18 protein-coding genes are annotated in these 22,995 nt (G+C 37.3%); 11 read left to right on the plus strand and 7 right to left on the minus strand.

What is annotated here, in order from left to right; genetic code table 11:
* Positions 1–180: 180 nt before the first annotated feature.
* The 3 genes from LC115_04565 to mtgA form a co-directional block, all read right to left on the minus strand.
* Positions 181–5,979: a T9SS type A sorting domain-containing protein gene (locus LC115_04565; protein MCZ2355952.1), complete on the minus strand. Its 5,799-nt coding sequence runs from the start codon at positions 5,977–5,979 to the stop codon at positions 181–183.
* Positions 5,980–6,365: 386 nt separating this feature from the next.
* A complete protein-coding gene (locus LC115_04570) occupies positions 6,366–6,980 on the minus strand; it encodes a C40 family peptidase (GenBank protein MCZ2355953.1) in 615 nt (204 codons plus the stop codon).
* A 116-nt stretch (positions 6,981–7,096) separates the two neighbouring features.
* Positions 7,097–7,786 carry a monofunctional biosynthetic peptidoglycan transglycosylase gene (gene mtgA / locus LC115_04575; GenBank protein ID MCZ2355954.1) on the minus strand — a complete coding sequence of 230 codons (690 nt, stop codon included), beginning with the start codon at positions 7,784–7,786 and terminating at the stop codon, positions 7,097–7,099.
* Positions 7,787–7,904: 118 nt separating this feature from the next.
* Here mtgA and serS point away from each other — a divergent pair, with 118 nt between their 5' ends.
* From serS to LC115_04600, 5 genes are all read left to right on the plus strand, one after another.
* Entirely contained in the window at positions 7,905–9,185 is a 1,281-nt protein-coding gene (gene serS, locus LC115_04580) for a serine--tRNA ligase (protein MCZ2355955.1), read from the plus strand.
* A 7-nt stretch (positions 9,186–9,192) separates the two neighbouring features.
* Positions 9,193–9,780 carry a hypothetical protein gene (locus LC115_04585; GenBank protein MCZ2355956.1) on the plus strand — a complete coding sequence of 196 codons (588 nt, stop codon included), beginning with the start codon at positions 9,193–9,195 and terminating at the stop codon, positions 9,778–9,780.
* A 127-nt stretch (positions 9,781–9,907) separates the two neighbouring features.
* A complete protein-coding gene (locus LC115_04590; protein ID MCZ2355957.1) occupies positions 9,908–11,275 on the plus strand; it encodes a cystathionine beta-synthase in 1,368 nt (455 codons plus the stop codon).
* 34 nt (positions 11,276–11,309) lie between these two features.
* Positions 11,310–12,635, plus strand: a complete 1,326-nt coding sequence (locus LC115_04595; GenBank protein MCZ2355958.1) for an O-antigen ligase family protein — start codon at positions 11,310–11,312, stop codon at positions 12,633–12,635.
* A 56-nt stretch (positions 12,636–12,691) separates the two neighbouring features.
* On the plus strand, positions 12,692–13,687 hold the full coding sequence (locus tag LC115_04600) for an NAD(P)H-dependent glycerol-3-phosphate dehydrogenase (protein ID MCZ2355959.1): 996 nt from the start codon (positions 12,692–12,694) through the stop codon (positions 13,685–13,687).
* Between the two features lie 213 nt (positions 13,688–13,900).
* Here the strand turns inward: LC115_04600 and LC115_04605 are convergent, their stop codons facing one another.
* Both LC115_04605 and LC115_04610 read right to left on the minus strand, forming a co-directional pair.
* The gene (locus LC115_04605) at positions 13,901–15,688 is read right to left on the minus strand and encodes a T9SS type A sorting domain-containing protein (protein ID MCZ2355960.1); all 1,788 of its coding nucleotides are present in this window, start codon (positions 15,686–15,688) and stop codon (positions 13,901–13,903) included.
* 147 nt (positions 15,689–15,835) lie between these two features.
* Positions 15,836–16,030: a hypothetical protein gene (locus tag LC115_04610; protein ID MCZ2355961.1), complete on the minus strand. Its 195-nt coding sequence runs from the start codon at positions 16,028–16,030 to the stop codon at positions 15,836–15,838.
* A 346-nt stretch (positions 16,031–16,376) separates the two neighbouring features.
* Here LC115_04610 and LC115_04615 point away from each other — a divergent pair, with 346 nt between their 5' ends.
* Together LC115_04615 and LC115_04620 are read left to right on the plus strand one after the other, a co-directional pair.
* Positions 16,377–17,174, plus strand: a complete 798-nt coding sequence (locus LC115_04615) for an undecaprenyl-diphosphate phosphatase (protein MCZ2355962.1) — start codon at positions 16,377–16,379, stop codon at positions 17,172–17,174.
* 39 nt (positions 17,175–17,213) lie between these two features.
* Positions 17,214–17,549 (plus strand): IS1 family transposase, encoded by a 336-nt coding sequence (locus LC115_04620; protein MCZ2355963.1) that lies wholly within the window; start codon positions 17,214–17,216, stop codon positions 17,547–17,549.
* Here the strand turns inward: LC115_04620 and LC115_04625 are convergent.
* Entirely contained in the window at positions 17,487–19,085 is a 1,599-nt protein-coding gene (locus LC115_04625; protein MCZ2355964.1) for an acyl-CoA carboxylase subunit beta, read from the minus strand. The two genes, LC115_04620 and LC115_04625, sit on opposite strands and share 63 nt — an antisense overlap.
* A 123-nt stretch (positions 19,086–19,208) precedes the next feature.
* Here LC115_04625 and LC115_04630 point away from each other — a divergent pair, with 123 nt between their 5' ends.
* Positions 19,209–19,655, plus strand: a complete 447-nt coding sequence (locus LC115_04630) for a hypothetical protein (protein MCZ2355965.1) — start codon at positions 19,209–19,211, stop codon at positions 19,653–19,655.
* A gap of 114 nt (positions 19,656–19,769) precedes the next feature.
* On the plus strand, positions 19,770–20,198 hold the full coding sequence (locus LC115_04635) for a YfiR family protein (protein MCZ2355966.1): 429 nt from the start codon (positions 19,770–19,772) through the stop codon (positions 20,196–20,198).
* Between the two features lie 468 nt (positions 20,199–20,666).
* On the opposite strand, the gene LC115_04640 is transcribed toward LC115_04635, so the two are convergent.
* Complete coding sequence (locus LC115_04640) at positions 20,667–20,861, minus strand: hypothetical protein (GenBank protein ID MCZ2355967.1); 195 nt, start codon at positions 20,859–20,861, stop codon at positions 20,667–20,669.
* Positions 20,862–21,163: 302 nt separating this feature from the next.
* Here LC115_04640 and LC115_04645 point away from each other — a divergent pair, with 302 nt between their 5' ends.
* Positions 21,164–22,276, plus strand: a complete 1,113-nt coding sequence (locus tag LC115_04645) for a hypothetical protein (protein MCZ2355968.1) — start codon at positions 21,164–21,166, stop codon at positions 22,274–22,276.
* A gap of 17 nt (positions 22,277–22,293) precedes the next feature.
* The coding region (locus tag LC115_04650) for a hypothetical protein (GenBank protein ID MCZ2355969.1) at positions 22,294–22,995 on the plus strand (702 nt) is incomplete at its 3' end.

Raw genomic sequence — 22,995 nt, forward strand, 5'->3', positions numbered from 1 at the left:
AAAAAATCCAATATGCAAAATATTGGTCTTGTTTATTTTTCACTATCGTATAATATAAAGAAAACAGCTATCATGGCTAAAATAGTCAGTTACATGATGATTAGAGTTTATAAAACACTATTCACTTTCTATCTTTCTCTTGGAGAAAGATAGAAAGTGAATGATATTTTCAGTAGAAAATTACTTAGGTTGAATGGATATTCGCTGGGTGATTTCGCCAGATTGACCTTTAATCTTTAGAATATAAGAACCCTGTGGAAGCATTCCTAAGGAAAACTTAACTTGATTGCTTCCTGCTTCCCAATTGTAATTTTGGTGATAAACTGTTTGACCCAGTATGTCTATAACAGCTATTTCATATTGCCCTAATTCAATGACCTGAGCTACTATGGAGAAGTTACCGTTGCTGGGGTTTGGATAGACTTCAGCCGAGAATTGATTCTGAATTGGCAAGATTGCTTCTACAACGTTGGAATAATGCTCTGTGCCGTCTATCTCTTGGATTTTTAGTCTATAATAGTAACGAATGTTTGTTATTACCTGCTTATCTTCAAGGCGATAAACATTTTCCAGAGAAGATCCTTTTGCCGGAATATCAGCAATATCTTTAAAGTTTAGCCTATCAGTACTTCGTTCTACGATATAGGTTTTAAGATTTGACTCAGCAAAGGTTTCCCAACGGAGTTCTATTGTTGATTGTAAAGGATTAGCTACAAAGTTTGTTAAAGATACCGGTAAAACTTGGTTTGATTGTTCTATCCCAAATTCTGAAAATGTAGATAGGTTTCTGCGGATACATTTTGTGATGGTAGATGCGGGGTCGCAAGTTCCGTCTGTTATGCTAAATCCGCTACCGCTACCGGTAGGGCGCTTAACTATTGTTAAGCCGGCACCTAAGTAGTTTGAAGCACCTCTATTGTACAAGAATGCGTCATAATTAGGTGCAGCACCTCCGTTTGTTGCGTCAATTGTCCAATAGCCGTGATCTAAGAAGTTCTTATCAAATAGGGCAGCGCATTCCCACTGATTTATCGGGGAGGGTAAGCCTATCCAAGTATCAAAACGTGCATCTACGGCCGTTAGTCCTCCAATTGATGTAAAGTTAAGTTGTGCTAACTCATAACCCTGCGCGAAATGGCCTACCGGTAGGTTAAACAGCCCCGTAGAACTAACATTTCTCCTTAAATTTCCTTGTACATAGCTATTTAGATTTCCCGTATTAACAGCGGCTGAATCTCCATTGCTTACATAGACACGGTTAGAGTTTGTAATAATTACTCCGGAGTTTAAGGTCAAGCTCTTAGAAATATCTAAATTATTATTTAACGTTAAGGTACTCGGGGTAGCTTGATCCATATAAACGTTCTCAAAAGAAGCAGTTCCATCTTTGGTATAAACCTGCGGTGAAGTACCGGTAAAGTGAACATTTGAATTAGTTTTTGAATCATAGTTACCCGAACTCTTTATCCATAGATTACCACAAATATTCATTTGTGCGTCTTCTTTTAGGATTATATAAGAACCGCTTTCAATGGTAAGGTTCTTTGTTTCAGCAATATCATATATTGGTACTACCGGCTTGTTGGGTACATTTGGAATCGTAACATCTACGGCACAAGTAGGTACCTTACAATCTCCCCAGTTAAAAGGGTTAAACCAGTCTTCATCTGATTGCCCTGTCCAGAGACCAGTTGGGCGGTCAATTATTATTGGCTTCGTGCTTGAACCTGTCAAGGCGTTGATAAGGCATGATGATAAACCGCAAGGTAATGTATCCTGAATAGCTGTTTGGAAATCAATATCTTCTGACCCGGATACCAAAGAGGTATCTCCATCTACGTAAAATTCAAGTGAAACGGAATCACCTACTTCTACATTTGCAGGAAGTACCCATTCCAGTCTCACATCTCCTCCCTGTACTGTAAGAGTCGGTTCTATAATAGTCGGAGGATTATATAAACCAGTAGTAGAATTTGCACTATACGTAATACTCGAAGGCAAAATGATGAATATCTTATCTGTGGTATTTGTTTTACCTGGCCCTTGATTAATCATTGTAAATCGAATTTTGGCAGGGCTAACACAGCTTCTGATAGTATCCATCTGTGTTTTTATAACCGTTGTGTAATCGTTTGGAACTCCAAATATTGTGATAATAGGCGTGGTATAATAGAATAAAAAGTTAATTCCACAGCCTGCTTTGATACGATTTGTTATTCGGATGTAAGATCCGGAAACATAGCTGCAGCTCGTTACCATCTTACATTTAATTCGGTAGGCGTTTTCAGCAGGAAAGGTAGCTCCTTTTAAGCCCACTGACCCGATAGTAGTGTCTAAGGTGTCCACCAACCACTGATAGTTTAGGCCGATTGATTTAGGGTCAGGGATTGCCCGCCAGCCGCTTCCTATTGGATACTCAATATAAGCTGAGTTCGGTACTATTGTCATTCCGTTAGGTCTCTTGATGGTTAAGGTAGGGCTGTAACCTATACTTACGGAGGTATTATTCATTCTAAACTCAAAATCTAATGTATCGCACAAGTTCACTGCTGTTACTGGCGTTATTGAGGAGGTAGCGATAACCGGTTTACTGGAAGTATATCTCAACAAAATTGTTTGTGTAGTACATGGATAGGACGCTAATGTTAGCGGATAACCTGTACAATTCCAACCTGTATGAATAATGAAAGTATCTCTTAAACAATTCGTAAACGATGCTATAACGCGATACGACTTAGCAGTATTTCCCGAAAGCACCCCAATTCGATAGATTGAACTGGTCGGTAAGACTTCTGTATTGGTTGCTAAATCAATTACTTTTCGAATCGTCATACCGCCGCTATTATTCACAAACGTAAACCAAGTATTAGAAGCCCCTTCGTTGGAAATATTTTCAACAGAAAAGTCCCAACTTATACTATCAGTGGTAGCAATTTTGGTGGGTAAAGGAGAGGTAATTTGGAGGCTGGGGCTGGCATATTCCAAGTAATCACCACTTGAAGCTGGAGTAGAAACAATCGAATCTGCAGTTGGTGAGCCGGCAAGCCTGCCACTGCTTTGGTCAAATGATTGTGTATAAACTATAGGTTGGTTGATAGCCGTAGAGGCATTACACGTAGGGCGAAGGTTGATAATAAATTGACCGTAAAAACCTTCATCGCTTAATTTAGTGCCCGGAAAAGAATAGTAGCCGGCAGGGTCAAATACAAGCGGGTTACTATTGGGATCTACCGGAGCAATGGCACGAACCCCGCTGCTAACAGATTTATTGGTACCGTTAGAACGTATTTCTTCCAATGTAGCAGATACAAAAGAAAAACCGGGAGGCATTAAGACCTTAAATTGCCGGAGTTTCGTAAACTGACGATATTCAAACGGAAACATATTTCCACCTGCATAGTTATTACAGCACGGCCCAACCGCAAAATAATAACGTTGATCTATGGCTGTTAAATTACATTGCCTAAAATTAAAAGTTTGGGGTCCCCAAGTGGTATAATAATAGGTAATGAACGTCATGTTGGCATTAAAATTATCGCAGAAATATCGGTTAGTTAATGCTTGGGGGGCGTTGGCTGTACTGGTAAAGAAAGTATCTTGAATAGTAACTGGGGCTAAATTACCGCTTGAGTTATTAGCATACGGTTTTACATAAGCAGTAAACCATAGGCCGTCTCCATTTTCAAAGCGAAAACCAACGGGGAGTGCAGGGATAGCCGTCAGGGTGGTAGCCGTCATATTGTAGGATAAAATCCTAAAATGCGGTTCAGCGTTTGTTCCATTTTGAACAGTAGGTGCTCCTAAGGTGCATTGGTGGGTTACGCCAGTACTTGCATCGTAAATCGTTAAATAAGCTGAAATATGCCGAATATCCATTCGGGATGAACGCCCTTGCGGAATATACACACGATTAAATAGATAGTTCCAATCGGGGTTAGCAACCGTAGTAATAACCGTTCCAGAATTAAATATTCGAATCGTATCTCCATAAACAACACGTTCTTGCTTAATCTTGGTAGTGTCTATCATAGTTCCGTTAGCAGTACCGTTATTTAAACTATCCGGTGAGCCATAACTAACCCGCAACATTGAAAATCGAGTTGGGGCAACTCCCCCGCCGGGGCAAGGTACTGGACAATGAACTTTGATGTTAAAGGAGTTACATCTAATAGGAATATCGCAAGAACAAGTATCATTTGCGTTGTAATAAGTGGTAAGGCCAACATTTTGTATCCCTCCTGTGCCGCACTCCCCTTTTAGGTTGATTTTTAGTTCTGATTTCTCAAAACTCGAGAAAGGAGATCCGAGGGATCCTCCTGCTCGAAATCTGTATATAGCCGTAACTATTCCTGCAACATTTGTAATAGAAGCTGGTGCCCAAGTAGTTACTCCCGAAGCATCTTGAAAAACCAAATCTCCGGCCCCTCCTGGGAAAGATATACCAGCCGGCAGTGTAAATACAAACTTTAAATAACCTCTGTTGTTTTGTCTTGGCCAGCTATCATGCCCTGAATTTACGATGCTGTATGAACCGATTTCACCCGACCCTAAGTCTGAAGGCCCTGAAATGTCCTGCGTGTTCAGATACATCGAATAATAACCACTTGAACCACTTTGCTGGCCGGTAGAGAAGTTGTTGGTTAAACATTGGTTTTGATATGTTAAGGAATATTTCCAACCGAAGCGAGATCCGCTAAAACCAGCCCCTCCCCACTCTCCACTACACGTAGTAGGGCAGCACGTAACAATCGAAAACTGGACAACTATTGAGTCTCCCTTAGGTAACAGTGGTACATTTATGGTAAAAGCACCGGTTGGATCAGCCCCCCCAAAACAAGCTCTTACTAGATTTTTTTTAGTTGATGTTAATGGTATGGTAGTGTATGCTCCCGTTCCATATTTTATCTGAATGGACGTAGTATCTATTCGTGAATAAAATCCATTGTAAAAAGAAGAACCTGTTGATTGATAAACATATAATTCTAAATTTCTGGCTACCTCCGTTCCGGTATTCACAAACTTAAGTGTTTGTAAAGAGGGATAAGTACCATAACAAACATTATTAATCGCGGTAGCTGTATAGGTTATATTGGGAGTTCCCAATGCAATTGTTGCATTACCGGTTTGGCTTTGTATATCACAAACATTGCCATCACAACCCCAATATAGTTTAAGGGCTGATTGTAAGTTTGTGCAGGCATCTATACGAAGGGTTTCAGATATTGTAATTGTTTCGTTAGGGTCAAAGAAACCATCTGAATTTCCTATGCCGGCAAACTCAGCAGGGCCAAGAGCTAAAAAACTAGTATCTCCGTTTGTTGTAGCTACTCCGGGGGTCATCCCTAACACAGAAATACCTGATTGATGCCTATCATATAGGTTAAAGTTACTTAACTTACCATCTCCAGAGTTTTTAATAACAATAGTTCGAACAAAAGTATTCCCTACGTTTCCGGAATAAGATTGGTTTACAAAGGAATAAAACACCAATGCTGGTGCTAATCCGGTAAAAGGGGACGCAATTGTGGAGTCATAATTTCCGGTATAATCCGCCCGTAAACCAAGAGCCGTTGTAATATCATTATCGAGGTAATACATGAAATCACAGTTAGCATTGACCGTAAAAGTAATGGTCTTAGTCTGTTTTGAATTGATTGTACCAAAGTCAAAAATAGGTCTATTTAGCTGAGAAACATCTGATTCTGTTACACCTGATCCGGAAACAGAGGTAACGTTGTAGGAAACTCCGTTTGGCAGCCAAACCTTTACCAAGTTGTTTGCTGTCGCAGTAGCTGCGTTATTTTTCACGCTAAGTGAAAATGTGGCACTTGGGCCGCAAACCCCTAAATTAGAAGGGTTCGTTACGGTAAAAGCTAATTTACCGCCTTGAGCAAAAATACGAATCTGGCTACTTGATAGCAGCATCAAAAACGCTAAAATTGCGCAATGACGCAATAATTTGTAAATGTCTTTTTTCATAGTATATAGTGAGTTAAAGAGCTTAGTATAAAAAACTGATGCAAATATATGAATATTTCCTATTGGAGTTATCGTCTTAATACGTAAAAAAGGAGTAAAAAGTTGCTTTATGTGCAAAATTATACAGTTATTAACCTGAAAATCATCGGTATTTGTGGAAAAACAAGTAAGTAGCCGGCATTAATAACTCGATTTTAAGTTTAGCTATAGCACACACAGCAAGATTGTGTATCACAGTGATATTTCCTAAATGTTTTTACTTGGTTCTTTTTTTAGGTTTTTCCTAAGTAGAGATCAAGTGTAATGCTTTTATAAAACCGAATACTTAAACTTTAAGAATAAAGTTTAAGCGTTTTTTTTAGGTATTTTCAGCTATCTCTGATATTTTATTGCACAATCTGGGTATTATCTTCTAATCTACCGGCATTAAAATACCAGCGGCGGTAATATGGTTCATCTAAATCACTGATTACTACTCCTCTATTGGTAGTAGCGTGTGCAAATTTATTATCTTTGAGATATATCCCGACATGAGAAATCACCCCGCGCCCAATTTTAAAGAAGAGTAAGTCACCGGCTTGGAGTTCTGTTTTGGATATTGGCTTGGTTACCAAATACATCATACGGGAACTTCTGGGTAGTTTAATGTGATACAGAGAATCATGCAAAACGGATACAAACCCGGAGCAGTCTGTGCCGCGTTTGGAACTTCCGCCATAACGATAGGGAGTATTTAACCAACGATCTACAAATGAATATAATTCAGAATGTCCTTGATTAGTTATAATTTCTTCATTTATCTGATTTGGGATATTTTGGTGGCTATCCGATTTAATTTCAGTAACCACATGAGTGGTGTCAAGAATGGTAGATTGATGGCTGCTATTGTTGTTATTAATATTCTGATTTTCGGTTAAATCTTGCTGGCTATTGGCAAAAGTCTGGCCTGACACGAACAACCAAAATATGCTTAAAATGAGGGATAGCTTATGTATCGTCATGAAAACAGTAATTCGGGGCGCAAAGTTATGAACTTTTTTCTAACATTTGGATTTTTTACTGAAATTATACTATCTTGCTGGTTCTAAGCTATTTGATTTTTCAACAACTGTAGTTTTTAGAGTTTTAGGTAATTGTTTTTAACCATTTCTTGTATCCAATATTGGCGTTTTTTGATTGCTATATTGGGTTTGTTTACTAAGTATTTTCGAGGGTTTGGCAGGCAAGCTGCTATTAGTGCAGCTTCACGGATAGTCAAGTTTTTAGCTGTCTTTTTCCAATAATGCTGTGCTGCTGCTTCTGCACCATAAACACCGTTACCCATTTCAATTATATTCAGATATACTTCCAAAATCCGCTCTTTGCTCCACAGAAGCTCTATCCACACAGTAAACCAGGCTTCTAAGATTTTTCTAGGCCAAGAACGCGCCGGATACAAAAAAGCATTTTTAGCTGTTTGTTGAGAAATAGTGCTGCCCCCAATTTTACGGTTCTTGTTAATATTCTCATTAGCAGCATGATATAAAGATTCAAAATCAAAACCGAAATGGTTATAAAATTTCTGGTCTTCTGAGTAAATAACTGCCTTAGCCAAATTTGGCGAAATATCCGGTATTGCTACCCATTCATATTTCCAGTTGTAATTACCTGTTTCAAAGGCGCGTATCCACATCAGCCAAGTAAAGGGAAAAGGAAGAAACCGAAACAAAACCACCCCTGCAATAGACAAAACGATTCCCCATTTCAGTATCCGAAACATCCAATTTAGTAGCATAGTAGCCACAATAAATCCACTTGGGAACATCATTTTAAGTTAAGTGTTTTTTTCAGCTACTTTGATTTTAGGTTAATATACTTTAAACCCAAGAAAGTTACTTTATCCGGCAAAGTTCTGTAAAAACGCTGTATTTTCGCGGCTACTTTCTATGAATGAACTTGTTGTTTTAAAACAAAATCCGGAATTAGCTGCGGCTAAATTAAATAAGAAAAATGTCCTAAATGCACAAAATGCTGTGCAAGAGGTACTTATCATTGATGAGCATCGAAAAAAAATATTGACTGAATTAGAACAAAAACGCGCCCAACTGAATACGGTTTCTAAGGAAATCGGAATCCTAATGGCCTCCGGACAAAAAGAGCAGGCGGAAAAAGCCAAAGAAGAGACCAAAATACTAAAAGACCAAATAGCTCAATTTGAAATAAATATTCGGCAGATAGAACAAGAACTCCATGATAAGGTTATTTTGTTACCCAATCTACCGCATGATTCTGTGCCCTTTGGCAGCCACGCCGAAGATAATACGGTTGTCTTTCAGCAGGAAATTTCCCTAAAACTCCCTAATAACCCACTTCCACACTGGGAGTTAGCAACCAAATTAAATCTAATAGACTGGGAAGCAGGGAATAAAATCACCGGATCCGGCTTTCCGGTTTATATTGGTCAGGGTGCTAAGCTGCAACGTGCGTTAATTAATTTTTTCTTACATGAAGCCGAATTAGCCGGCTATACCGAAATTCAACCGCCAATTTTAGTAAACGCAGATACCGGATACGGAACAGGGCAACTTCCTGATAAAGAGGGACAAATGTATTTCACACCTGCCGATAACCTATACTTAATCCCAACGGCAGAAGTTCCTATAACGAATTTGTATCGTGATGTAATTGTTGAAGAAAAAAAAATGCCTATTAAAAACTGCGGCTATACACCTTGCTTCAGGCGAGAGGCAGGGTCTTACGGAAAAGACGTACGCGGCCTAAACCGGCTACACCAATTTGATAAAGTCGAAATTGTTCAAATCGCCCACCCAGAACGTTCTTATGAAGCCCTTGAAGAAATGGTAGCCTATGTTAAAACATTGGTTGAAAAATTGGGATTGCCCTACCGGATTTTGTTATTATGCGGTGGAGATATGAGTTTCGCATCCGCCAAAACCTATGATTTTGAGGTCTTTTCGGGTGCTCAAGAACGCTGGTTAGAAGTAAGCTCCGTCAGTAACTTTGAAACCTTTCAAACAAACCGAATGAAACTACGTTTTCGAAACTCTGAAACCCAAAAAACACAGTTAGCACACACCTTAAATGGATCAGCCTTAGCTCTACCGCGTATCGTAGCAGCTTTGCTAGAAAATAATCAGCAAGCAGATGGAACTATTCGTATCCCAGAATGCTTGCAACCTTATATGAAACAAACGCATCTATCCTGATGCCGCTATGAAACCAAAATTAATATATTTATCTGAAAAACAGGTAATTGATAATAGTTTCCTAAGAGATTTAGCTACTCATTTAGCCAAAATACCGCATCAATTTCTGATTATTCATCAGCCTATTTCTCCCAATATTACCGAAACACGGTTCTTAACCAAAAGAATCAGTGCCCATTTTAATGAAGTAGGCTACCATAACTTAGCTTTTTCCGGAGACCAAAAAGGTATTTGGCAGATAATGAAAGGCCAATTTTCTATCCAAAAGAATTTATTATCAGACTACTTAAAAATCATTAATTGCTTGATTTTAAATTCAATATGTAAAATCTTAGAAGAATCTTATCTTGAAGATCCGTTATTACTCTTAAATCAACTCAAATTGAATTTTGAATTAGAAACGTGCTTGTTTTTTCCGGAGAATCTACGCTCACCGTTAGGAGACCAACCAAAACCAATTTTGACTGATGAAGACACCCAAAATCTTCTTGAACTTTTCCCTGAAGAGTCAGCCATAATTCAAAAAGCATCTAATTTTAAACAGAGTATCATTCTTCAGCCTAAATCCTTGAATTTGTATTGTACAGTTCATTAATACAAAGCAAAACCACCCAAATAGCAACCACAATAATGCTTTATGGTTTATTCCATCAAGGTAATGTTGATTATTCTTTGGCAAAAATATTACTAACTTGCGGCTCGTATCAAAAAATATTCTAACTATGTGGTATAACAACATTATTGAAACCATCGGAAACACCCCGTTAGTGCGCTTAAACTCAGTTACTTCCCATATTAAAGCAACTGTATTGGCTAAGGTAGAGTATTTTAATCCCGGAAATAGCATTAAGGATAGAATTGCACTCAGAATGATTGAAGAGGCCGAAAAGTCCGGAAAATTAAAGCCGGGAGGCACAATCATTGAGGGCACGTCCGGAAATACCGGCATGGGTTTAGCATTGGTGGCAGCCGTAAAAGGATACCGTTGTATTTTTGTTATACCGGATAAGCAGTCTAAGGAAAAAATAGACATTCTACGGTCAGTAGGTGCCGAAGTAGTTGTTACGCCTACCGATGTAGAGCCGGAAGATCCCCGTTCATATTATTCTGTTTCTAAGCGGTTAGCAAATGAAATTCCCAACTCATTTTATCCGAATCAATACGACAATCCCAACAATACACAGGCTCATACCGAGACAACCGGCCCGGAAATATGGGCACAAACAGAGGGGAAAATCACCCACTTTATTGCCGGAATGGGAACTTGCGGAACTATCTGCGGCGTTTCTGATTATTTAAAATCCAAAAATCCAGCTATTCAAACTGTTGGTATAGATACCTATGGTTCATTATTTCAAAAACTGCATGAAACCGGACAAATAGACTTAAATGAAGTTTATGGCTACTTAACGGAGGGAATTGGAGAAGATTTTGTGCCGCAGAATTGTAATATGAGCGTAATTGACAAAATCATTAAGGTAAGTGACCGAGATGCGGCTACTATGGCTCGTAAATTGGCTCGTTTAGAGGGGCTAATGGTCGGCTGGAGTTCCGGATCAGCCGTTCATGGCGCATTAGAATATGCCAAAAACCTAAGCTCAACCGATGTAGTTGTCGTGATTTTACCAGACCACGGAACCCGCTACTTGGGCAAAATCTACAATGATGTTTGGATGAGAGATAGAGGCTTTTTAGAAGATGCCAGCCTATTTACAGCAGCCGACATCATTACAGAAAGAGATTCAGCCGGAAAGTTAGCATTTTTAACACCCGAACATACGCTTGCAGACGCTATTCATCTGATGCGTAGCCGCAATATATCACAACTTCCGATTATTAATAACGGGATTATGGTCGGTAGTATTAATGAAAATAGAGTGCTGAATATCCTTTTAGATGAACCCAGCCGCAAAAACTATTCTGTTTTAACAGCCATGAATGATCCTTTTCCGGTGGTGTTACCCTCTACCCGAATAGATTCTTTATCCAAAATGATTACCCGTGAAAATCCCGCAGTGATACTTCAACAGCCTGATGGTCAGTTAGAAATCATTACGCGTTCAGACTTAATTAATGTTCTGATAGGTTAAATTTCTGCAATTTTACGGATATAAAGATAGTTTCTTGAATAGTAGTGCTGCAATCATAGACAAAGGAGTTCGCTGGGATAACCTCGTTTTTTGGGTTACTGTTTTCTTATTAGTTGCTAATCAGCTATTTCCTCCAGAGTTAAACTCGGTAGTTTGTCTTGCATTCATAATCAGTTGGGTATTTCTTTCTCGGACATTCTTTTCCTTTGAAGCAGTTAAGATTCTGCTGCCATATCTATTTTTGGTTGGTATTGGTAGTTTTTCTGCGTTTACCAATGGAAATTATTCATATCATTTACTACAAGATTTTTGGTACTATTTAAAGCCGGTTTTGTATTTTTTAACGGGTTTTTACATTGCTGTGAAAACCCGAAGTTTACGCTTTTTGATTTATGCATTAGTAGTAGCTTCTTGTATTGTTTGTATAAAACACGTTTCTACTTTTTTAATTAATCCGGCATTATTAAGCAGTAAGATTTCTGAAATTCGCGAAGAAGCCGGTAAGAGTATTTATATTGCTCCTATTGCATTAGCATTCTTGATATATGGAGCTTTAAGTAAAGAGAAAATATTGCATATAAATCGTGTTATTTTGGCACTCTGCTTATCCTTAAATAGTATCTCTATTCTTTTGACTTTTTCTCGGACTATGTTGTTAGTATTTGCGGTTATTTTAGCTTCTTTGTTTGGTCTGTTTAATTTAAAAGGATTAGGTTTTTGGCGACTAGGCTTATTAATTGGGGCTATTGTAGGCTTTTATTTTGGGGCAACCTCATTACTGAGTTTTGTGAGTACAGATACTCCCATTGGGGCACTTTTGCTTAAAATTGAGCGAGCACCGGGTGAGGTTACTCTTAATGAGGCTTATCTAGATAAGCGGGAAATCTTCCTTCATTGGCGGGGATACGAAGCCACCATCGCCCTAAAACAGTACTTAAAAGGTAGCTGGATTCAACAAGCTACCGGCCAAGGACTAGGAAGATTGGTTGATCTTGGGTTTTACACTCAATTAGGGGAAAATTATCATCGCTTTATTCCCAGAATCCATAACTCTTATATTGAATTTTTACTCAAAACAGGAATTTTAGGTTCCACTTTTTTTGCAATATTCGTATTAAGGCTGGTTTTTTTTCCATTCAAAGATAGCACTGGTATTCAAGAGCGGCTTCTTCGCAGGCTTGTTATGAGTATTGGATTGTGTATATTACTCTCTACGGCTTTAGTTTCCGGGATTTTAAACCGGTCTTCATTTGACCCGGTAATGCTTATCTTGGGTATCTCCTGTGGGTTAGTTTTTGTGATGAATAATTTTTCCGGTTATCCCAATGAAAAAGCTACCGCGCTCCAACCACAGGCTTAATACAAGAATTTTGAAAATATTGCAGCAATGAACCTATTTTTCTATTGTTTATGGCCATGAAAACAGCACCTTCTATTGGCCTGATTGGGCACGGCAGTTGGGCTACTGCTTTACTTTATGTACTTACCCAAAATGAAAATTTAGTTACATGGTATCTTCCCAATCTATCTTGGATTAATTCGATTCAAACTACCCAGAGAAACCCTAAGTATCTCAAAAACACTGATTTAAAAGTAAAAAACATTATTCTTTCCAATAGCCTTCAGGAGGTAGTTCGAGATAGTGATATTTTATTTATCGTAATTCCGGCAGCATTTTTACATCAAGTATTAGCTACCTTAACCCCTAATCAGCTTCAAAATAAGCTAATCGTTACCGGAATTAAAGGGATAGAGACGCATACAGGTTTAACTATCAGTAATTATTTTTATCATTATTGGAAAATCCTCCCAGAAAACAAGGTACTTATTACAGGCCCTAGCCACGCCGAAGAGGTTTCTAACAATCAAACTACCTATTTAACTTTGGCTGCTCAAACGGGTTTTCAGGCAGAAAAAGTACAGCAACTGCTTCAGAATGAATATATTCACATAAAAATCAACCGAGATGTAGCCGGCATAGAATACGCCGGGATTTTAAAAAATGTGTTTAGTATTGGGGTTGGAGTTGCTAAGGGGTTAGGCTACGGAGATAACTTCATCGCTGTATTGGTTACCCAAGCTATTCGTGAAACGCATACTTTCCTCACCAAAATAGCTCCCTTAGAGCGTAATATCTTAAAGTCAGCTTATTTAGGAGATTTGCTCGTTACGGCATATAGTCCGCATAGCCGAAACCGCTTACTCGGCATTCAACTAACTCAAAGTAAATCTATTGAAGAGGCTATCTCAGAAATGAATATGGTTGCCGAAGGATTTTATGCAGCAAAATTTATCCATGAAATTATACAAAAATATAATCTGAGTATGCCTATTTGTGAAGCTGTATATCAACTGCTATATGAACAAGCCAAACCAAAGGTCGTTTTTAAAAATATAGAAATTGTTCTTTAATAGAAAGTCCATTTCTTACTGATTCATAAGTATTTAGGTAAAAAGGCGGTAGCTAAGTATCATTTCAATTGTGATTCCAGAAAACATCTAAAATCCTAAACAACAAAGGGTAACTTTATGATTGAAGGAAGCCTTAATTTATTGATTAATAACAATATAGCAACGAAACCATAACGTTCATTTTTCTAAACTACAACCGCCTCAAGTTTGTAATCAATTTAGTTTCAAGAACTTAATTACAAACTTTCGGCTATTGCTTTGAATAAAGCAGAAATAAATTCCTGCTGGAAAATGATTAGTAATAAAAGTATTTTCGCTATTGATGTTAGCTGTATGTTGATATAATACATTGCCAACGGAGTTTGTGATAGTTACCAAATCATTTGGCTTTAATCCATTGATTGTTAATTTATCAGAAACTGGATTGGGGAAAATGCTATATTGATTATTATCAGCGTTTTCTGTGGTAGAATGGGTCAATATATCCCAGCATTGGGTTAAGTTAGATACGTTAAAGCGGGCTTTACTTTCGTTATCAAAGCTATTGTAGATAGTAAGAGTACCAATGGGTGGCCAAGTAGAATGGTTCACATAGTAGGGCAAGGTATCGTTTAGATAGAAGGAGTTAGTCGTTGGGTTGGTACTACCGGCAGGATATAGCGTGCCTTTGACATTGTTTCCATACTGAAAATTACCATTTCCGGTGAGGGTAAACATTCCATAAGGAGCTGTTGTGTTGGTAACTTCATTAGAAATAAAGTTTGTGCTATCGCCGGCAGTAGGGTTCATTACAACCCCGTATAGTTCAGCCCTGTTGCGATGAAAGGTGTTAAAAGGCCCATTGATTCCATGTGAGTTGTCAATAACGATATTCTGAACAATATTTCCTTCAATCAAGTTACAGTAAGGGTAATTACCATGAAAGACTATATCTCCGGCTGAGTTGTTGGGAAAAAAAGATTCAGTCCAATAAGGATCAATAGAGTAGTTATAGCTAACTACATTTCCGTTAGACCCGGATTGAAACAAGATAGAATGGCGTAGATGTTTAAAAATATTATTGAAAACCAAACATTCACCGGATGTTGCCTGTATCACAACCCCATAACCTTGGCCGTTACCACCGTAAGCAAATGCATCCTGAAAGTAACTTCCTACAACAGAGCAATTTGAGCTATTATTTATAGAAATGTGGCCGTAATTACCGTTGAAACTTTTTATACAGCTTACCCAGCAGTTTACTGCAAAGTTCATATTGATAGCTGAAGTCTGGGTGCTTGTAGAGTCTAATCTTCTGATAGTAAGCTTTTCAATACCTACATTTTTGATTGGGTTTAGTAATGTTACTTTGGGATTTTTGGTAAGTAAATAATCTCTACGAAGCGGGTTACTGGTCGTTATTATGTTTCCCTGAATGGTTTTGATTGTAACAATTTGTCCGGTAGCGCCAATAGCCCAGTTAGAAGTTACTTTTGAAGAATCGTTATCGCTTATTTTGAGGGTATTACCAATTTGGAGGCCAGAAGCGTTCGCTAATTTTATAGTGGTATCACCTTTGAGGGCAGTTGCCGTAAAATTGCTGGTTGTGGTAGCCTGACTTCCTTTAACTTCAATTAAATTATTGCTCCCTCCCAAGTTGAATTTTAGGGTTGTGGTATTGGGGGATTCGCCACTAAGTACAATATTTTTCTTGAGTAAAATTATTCGTGAGTTAAACAAATATTCACCTGCCGGAAAGTAGATAATCGCACCGGATGCACTAATTGAAGATAAGACGGCAGTCATAACAGAATCATTAGCTACTAAGCCGGTATTTATGCCTCCGGATGCTACAAAATCAATCGTTTGTGTTGGATACGAAAAAACGTTTGTAGATACTCCTTGCGCCCAATTAACTTGGCGATTTACCGGTAAACTTTGCCCATATAATTCACTTAGAAAAAGAACTGTGCCTATTCCCAAAACAACCAAGTGCTTTAATGACCTTATGCTGAATAACATATTAATATCGAAATGGATTGCCAAATATAAGCTAAATTTTAATTAATCCATGAGATTTAGTAGGAATTAATCTGTACAAAAAGGGCCTTTTAATTGGGGCAAAAAAAAACCCCGCAAAATTTGCGGGGTAAGTACTTTTTCCCAGAATTACTTTGCTGGTTGTTCAGCAGGAGTAGTAGTGGTAGTAGCAGAAGCTGGTGCAGCCGAAGAATCTGCAGCCGGTGTAGCTGGCTGCTCAGTTGCTGCCGGTGTAGAAGTATTCTCTGTGTTTTCTGCAGGCTTATTGCAAGAAGCAAGAGCCAATACTCCGATGATCATTAAAGATCCAAAAAAACTTTTCATGTGTGTGTATTAAAAGTATGCCGCAAATTTAGCTATTTTTTTAACACTATCAAGAATTTTTATCAACTTTTTTGTATCTTGCTTGAACTTTACTTTGGCTTTTAGGTTAAAAAAATATTACAACTTATTCATCAAGTATAAACAGATTGCCTAACTGCTAAAAAAGTAACTATAAAAAATCTTAGACCTTATGAGGCGCAAAATTGTACTTTTGTGCCGAAAAACACTTTTAGCAAAATTAAAATATAGATTATATTAATTATAAATAATTGATAATTAGCTTTTTGAATAATTATTTTATTATTTATCTTATCTTGCTTAGCGTGGTGATTTTAAAGAGAGTTTAATGAATTGGTTAGAAGCATTTATTTTGGCTATTATTGAGGGGATTACGGAATTTCTTCCGGTTTCCTCTACCGGACACATGATATTGGCATCTTCACTTATGGGGATTGCTGCTCATCCGTTTACCAAGTTATTTACGATAGCGATACAGTTTGGGGCAATCTTAGCCGTTGTGGTAGAATACCGTAAAAAATTACTTACGGTAAACAAACAACGCTGGATAACTATTTTAGTAGCATTTATTCCGGCTGCCATCATCGGAAAATTATTGGATGACTTCATTGATTCGTTATTAGAGAACCCAACTGTAGTTGCAATTACTTTGTTATTAGGAGGTTTAATTTTAATTTGGATAGATACTTGGTTATCTGGGCGTTCTCTTAATGATAAAGATCCCAATCGGCTTCAGTCGTTTTGGATAGGCTGTTTTCAATGTATAGCGATGATTCCGGGCGTATCCCGCTCGGCAGCAACTATCATTGGAGGTTTAATTCAGGGACTTAGCCGCACTTCAGCCGCAGAATTTTCTTTTTTTGTAGCTATCCCGACCATGTTTGCAGCCACTTCCCATAAGTTATTCAAATACCTTAAATCTGGAGCACATTTTCAATCAGAGGAAATCCATTTACTTTTGCTGGGTAATGTAGTAGCCTTTGTCGTGGCTTGGTTAGCTATCCGGTCATTTATCCACTTTCTCAATAAAAATGGATTCAAACTATTTGGTTACTATAGGGTTATACTCGGGTTGATAATTTTATTTATTTTGTATGTGCTGCAACGTCCGTTGCAAATTATTTAACTAACTGGTTCAAACTAATTTGGTTGTGGTTCAGAAAGTATGAAAGTTATGGTAGCACACCTAAGTATAGACGAGATTTGTACGGATAATTGGGAAGTTTTTTTAGCTGTATTTGGGGGCGGAAATCATCATATTGGCAAGCATTTAACGAAAGAGATAGAAGATGTAAATAGCTCATTACGAGCCAGAAACAGAAGATTTGTCAGGAAGACTACTTGCTTTTCCAAAAAATCAGAAAACCATGATGCCCAGATTACAATAATGCTCCACCAATGGAATCATAGCTTTCTGAACTATTCCTTACTTACTTTCTCACATTCTAAAGATACCGAATTCTTTGGTGCCTGTTACTGGGGCTGTGCAAGTTGCCGATAGACTCATGCCGATTATATAGCGCATTTGGCGCGGGTCAATGATTCCGTCATCCCACACACGGCTGCTTGCATAATACGCATCTGATTCTGTTTCAATCTGGGAGGCTATCATCTGCTTAACCATTTTGGCGTTTTCTTCATTAAAAGGAATACCGGCTTTAGCGGCGGCCTCTCGCTGGATAATCTCCATGACTCCGGCTAATTGTTCCGGCCCCATTACCGCTATTTTAGCATGTGGCAGTGAATACAAAAATCTGGGTTGGTAAGACCGCCCATTCATACCGTAGTTTCCAGCCCCATAAGAAGCACCTACAATAACCGTAATAGTTGGAACGGTACTATTAGCAACTGCGTTAATGAGCTTTGCACCGTTCTTGATGATGCCCGTTTCTTCATAACTACGCCCAACCATAAAACCGGTTATATTTTGCAAAAATAACAACGGGATATTTGACCGGTTGCAGAGTTGAATAAACTGACTGGCTTTATTGGCAGATTCTGAAAATATAATTCCGTTATTGGCAAGGACTCCTACGGGATACCCTAAGATATGAGCATAACCACATACCATAGTGCTGCCATAATTAGCTTTAAATTCTGAAAAACGCGAGTCATCTATTATTCGAGCGATAACCTCCCGAATATCAAACGGAATTTTAATATCTATTGGGATAATTCCAAGTAGCTCTTCAGAGGAGAAGATTGGTTCTTTAATGGGAGTTCTGGGGTGTAATCCTTGTTTTTCGTAGGGGATACAGGCCATTATTTCTCTGGCAAGTCTGATGCCATCTAATTCATCTTGGGCTAAGTAATCTGAGACACCGGAAATTTTGCTGTGCATATCAGCTCCGCCAAGTGATTCATCATCAGATTCTTCGCCGGTTGCCATTTTGACTAAGGGCGGGCCTGCTAAAAATACTTTTGCCTGATTTTTAACCATTACTACGTAATCAGACATACCGGGTATGTAGGCTCCTCCCGCAGTACTGTTTCCAAAAACCACTGATAAAGTTGGTATTCCCAATTTAGAACGCCGAGTAATTTCTCTAAAATTAATTCCGCCATAGTTAAAAATTTTAGCTTGGTCAGGGAGGTTTGCTCCTGCAGATTCCACTAAATAAATGGATGGGAGGCGGTTCTCTAAAGCTATCTCATTGCAACGCAGTGCTTTTAGCAAGGCATATTCATCAATAGCGCCTCCTTTGATAGTGCCCACATTTGCCACTATCAAACATTCTTTTCCGGCTACTAAGCCGATTCCGGCTACAGTAGAGGCTCCCACAGCACTACCTGAATGGCCATAACCAGCCAAAGGCATCAATTCTAAAAAAGGAGAATCAATATCCAAAAGCAGTTCTACACGTTCTCTGGCTGTTAGTTTTCCGGCTTTTTTAGCTCTGGCTAAATATTTTTCTTCTCCCTGAAAAAGGCTCTTTTGCATAGCCTCTTGGTATTTGGCTAAAACAGGCTGCCAATCGGCTGCATTTTTTTGAAAATCATGGCTTAACCTATTTATCTTAGAGCGAATAATCGGAATCGTGTAATCCATGATGCGAATTTTCGCAAATAACATTACATTAACAACAGAAAAAGTGCATAAGATGTAGTTGTTACAAAAGTCATATTTTTCAGAATTAAAGGTTTTTGTAGCTTTGCGGTTATGAATATTAAGATACTACTTACTGTTTTTGGGTTAGTTATAACATTTTATTCAAATATGTTATTTGCAAAGGATATGCCTCAACAGCTATTTACAAGAGCTCCTTTGGGTATAGCTGAAAATGGCGGGCAAACGGTTCCTACTGGGTCAAATAATTCAAATCAAAATACTGAAAATCAGCTTATTCGCAATGTCAATTGGTTAAAAAATAGTTCTAAAAAAGTTGTTACTAAGGTTCAAGAGGTGCGCCATATAATTAGAACTCAAAAAGATGCTTCTAAAAAGCATGGATTTCGGAGTATTTTGCTTTATGCGATTATTGCAGCCGGAGTTGTGTGTCTTATCTTTGTTATAGCCGGGCTAAAAAATTTATTGGCTATTCCGATTGTCGTATTAGGAATACTTTTAGCTATTTACATACTACAATTATTGTTAGCACTTAAATAAAATTTTTTTTCAATAGTTTTGCCCCCGAGGATATTCTTTCTTTTTGTTGGAGTCTTTATTTGGCTTTTCTGCACTAGTTTTTCTTGGGTGCGGGGGTTAGATGCGGAGTATTTATTGAAGTCGGCATATCTTTATAAAATCTGCAATGCTGTTTCTTGGTCTAATCCCAATTCACAATTTGTAATTACTATTTACGGAGAAAACTCAAATGGCGGTACTATAACAATCCCAAAAGATAAACTCATCAATAAGCAACCTATTTTGATTCAACAAACTGCCAAAATATCAGAAATAGGTTCGAGTAACGCGCTTTTTATCTGTGATTCAGAAATTGGGCGTTTAGAGTCTATTCTGAAATCTATTCAGGGAAAGCCTATCATGACTTTTGGGGATACCGAAGGTTTTGGCAAGCGCGGAGTAATGATTAACTTTGTTGTGAGAAAAAATAGGGTTACTTATTCAATCAACAGAACTTCTTTGGGTAAATCCGGCTTTATTCTGCCTAACCAAATAGTAGAAACTGCTGCCTATATCAACTATTAAAAATTAAAGGTTGTGGCTTAAAAGTATGATGAAAAGATTTGGTAATAAGAAATAACCTTATAGTCTATGCCAGAAGCCTAACTAACGGTTACTTGCCCTCGTTATCAAAGTGCAAAAACAGCCAAAATAAATATAAATAACTCATTACAAGCCATAAAGAGAATATTTGTCAGGAGAACTACTTGCTTTTCCAAGAAAACAGAAAATCATGATGCCATAATTGCAATAATGATTCACCAACGGAACCATAGTTTTCATACTTTTTGAACCACAACCGATTATTTTAACTTCTATTTTCTATAAATTTCATTGTGCGGTTTGTTCGCCTTGTTCTATGGCTATTTCTACCGCTTGTTTTGCCACTTCCTATAGGTTTTTATTCTCTTGTTTTAATCGGAAACTTTCTTGGATTAACTCTGCGATTTTGGGCCTTGAATAAATTTTGCTGCTTTGATATACCAACCTGTTTCATACATCTAAAACTCTATTTCCATCTGCATTGTCAAATTGTTTTACAATTTGGTTACATTGACTTTGCTTCATTATTTTAGAACCAATAAAAGGCGGACTACCAAGAATAAAAGAGAGTTCTTTTTTTGAAACAATATTTTCCCTGTCAGTTTCTAAGGCATCACCGTGAACAATTTTAGCTGCTTTTTTCAAAGGCAAACGAACAAAGTATTGCCCAAATTCGTTACTTGTTTTGTTTCACCACATTGTTGATGAAACAAAACATATACGGAATTAACTATCTGGTTTTCAATGGTGTTTTTTAGCAGTTTTCCCAGAAAAAATCTTCTGTTCATAATCTTTATTGTTAGGATTTTATATTAATTTTGGCAATTAGTAGGTTGAGCAGAAATTGCTACAAACTTCTGCGATAATGGGCAACGTTATCCTGAGATAAAGTAATCGGTAACCAAAAATAGACTGACTGTACAAAAACAACAAGTAGAATAAAAAGCATGAAAAATACTTTTTTTATTACCTTATTATTAGCTTTTTGTATAAAAGCAAATGCACAAAAAATTAGCGTATTATCAGGAATGTCATTTGTTCAAAATCTGAATAAGCAAAGTACAGTTCCACAAGACGCAGCAAAAAATATTAACAAAAAAACATACGAAGATTTATCACCTACAGGTATCGAAAAAAATGATATAGATAGTACGTCAGCTACTTTTGACTTTATCGAACAGGTAGTACAAACGACAAACGATAATCCCAAATCTATTGAGCAGATTGGCGCAATTAACTATACACAAGGCTATTACGAAGCTAAAGGAAGGGTATTTTTAAATGAGAAACATCTTGCCAAAGGAAGAGATTATGCAGTGGAAATGGCTACTATCGGGGCAGAGGTAGATGCACGAGCAAATTTATTGACGATGATTTTAGCAGTAGAAATTTACGATACTGTGCGAGTAATTAATAAAATAATTGAACAAAAGGTAACAATACAAACTATTCACGGTTTTATAAAAGCTACTATAATAAATACAGAAGTTAGCGACAACTATGTAACTGTTACCGCACGCACTACTGCCGACAATGTTTATGAGTTTGCTCAAAAACAAAATTTACTTCCAAAATCAGAAGAGCCGGAACATACCGAAACAGAAAAACAAGAAGCCTTGAATCAATATTTAAAAGTTCTAAAAGAAGAAAAGATTGTGTCAGAAACAACAACTATTGTTCCGCCATTAGTTGTCAATATACCTCAAAAACAAGCGGCAAATTTTAATCCAACCCTTGTGCCAAATGTTAAAATACAGTGCAATGAAGCGGGATTTAATTTAGATATGACAAAATTTTACAATAAAAATAATTCTAAAGCTCTCACAATTGTAAATGCCGTAAGTGAAAAAATTAATACTTCTGATATATTGAGCAATGTACCTATAATTGACGGAGTTGTAAAAAATGGAAGTTTAGATTTGGACTTATGTTCGCTTGCTAAAAAACAAGAGCAAAAAAAACAAGTTTTAAATATCTTAGTTAAAAAAATTGGATCTAAGGTGTTAAAAATGGCATTGAGCCAAGTACCTGTTGTTGGAATGTTTACAACCTTATTATAATCCCAAAAATAATATTTATGAGAACTAAAATACTTTTTTTGCTTTTGATTTTATTTTGTGCAAATTATTCCTTTTCGCAAACAGTTACTATTCCTAACATTCAACTAAACACACCGTTAACTTATACCAAACAAGACTTAAACAATAAGTACGCAATAGAAACTGATGTAAAAAACAAAAGATCTCAAATTTTTTCAATGGATCAAAGCCATGTTACAATAGCACTTACAGAGGTCAACAAGTATAATAAGCAATTAGAAGATTTGAAATCCAATTATACTAACTACCTCAACAAATTGCCAAACTTATCAGACATTAGCGATTTACCCAAATTGAGAGAATTTATTACAGAAAAAACAAAATTAAAATCAGGATTGCAAAATAAATTTGAGGAAAATATAAAAAAGCAAGTATTTACAAGAGGGTTATACTTAGTTGTATTGCCGGCAGGCGCAGGCTGTGAAAATTGTGGAGATATAAAATCAGGCGACTATCCAATAATTGCACAAAAATCTTTAGCAAGTAAAGCAATTAAAGAATTAAAGGATATGTTAATTTCATCCGTTACAGAAATAACGAATAAAAATGATGTTTCACAAAGAATAGAAAGTGAAGTTAGAGGAGAAATGACCTTAGAACAACAACTTGACGACATCTCTCAATTATCTAAGAGGTTGTTTAAAATTTATTTTTTTATTCTGTTAAGCATAATTCTAATC

The organism is Bacteroidia bacterium (assembly GCA_026932145.1).
Lineage (GTDB): Bacteria > Bacteroidota > Bacteroidia > J057 > JAIXKT01 > JAIXKT01.

Bases quoted from the DNA above. Each gene is read 5' to 3' on its own strand.
- LC115_04565 (MCZ2355952.1), bottom strand. From the start codon at position 5,979: ATGAAAAAAGACATTTACAAATTATTGCGTCATTGCGCAATTTTAGCG.
- LC115_04570 (MCZ2355953.1), bottom strand. From the start codon at position 6,980: ATGACGATACATAAGCTATCCCTCATTTTAAGCATATTTTGGTTGTTC.
- mtgA (MCZ2355954.1), bottom strand. From the start codon at position 7,786: ATGATGTTCCCAAGTGGATTTATTGTGGCTACTATGCTACTAAATTGG.
- serS (MCZ2355955.1), top strand. From the start codon at position 7,905: ATGAATGAACTTGTTGTTTTAAAACAAAATCCGGAATTAGCTGCGGCT.
- LC115_04585 (MCZ2355956.1), top strand. From the start codon at position 9,193: ATGAAACCAAAATTAATATATTTATCTGAAAAACAGGTAATTGATAAT.
- LC115_04590 (MCZ2355957.1), top strand. From the start codon at position 9,908: ATGTGGTATAACAACATTATTGAAACCATCGGAAACACCCCGTTAGTG.
- LC115_04600 (MCZ2355959.1), top strand. From the start codon at position 12,692: ATGAAAACAGCACCTTCTATTGGCCTGATTGGGCACGGCAGTTGGGCT.
- LC115_04605 (MCZ2355960.1), bottom strand. From the start codon at position 15,688: ATGTTATTCAGCATAAGGTCATTAAAGCACTTGGTTGTTTTGGGAATA.
- LC115_04610 (MCZ2355961.1), bottom strand. From the start codon at position 16,030: ATGAAAAGTTTTTTTGGATCTTTAATGATCATCGGAGTATTGGCTCTT.
- LC115_04615 (MCZ2355962.1), top strand. From the start codon at position 16,377: ATGAATTGGTTAGAAGCATTTATTTTGGCTATTATTGAGGGGATTACG.
- LC115_04620 (MCZ2355963.1), top strand. From the start codon at position 17,214: ATGAAAGTTATGGTAGCACACCTAAGTATAGACGAGATTTGTACGGAT.
- LC115_04630 (MCZ2355965.1), top strand. From the start codon at position 19,209: ATGAATATTAAGATACTACTTACTGTTTTTGGGTTAGTTATAACATTT.
- LC115_04645 (MCZ2355968.1), top strand. From the start codon at position 21,164: ATGAAAAATACTTTTTTTATTACCTTATTATTAGCTTTTTGTATAAAA.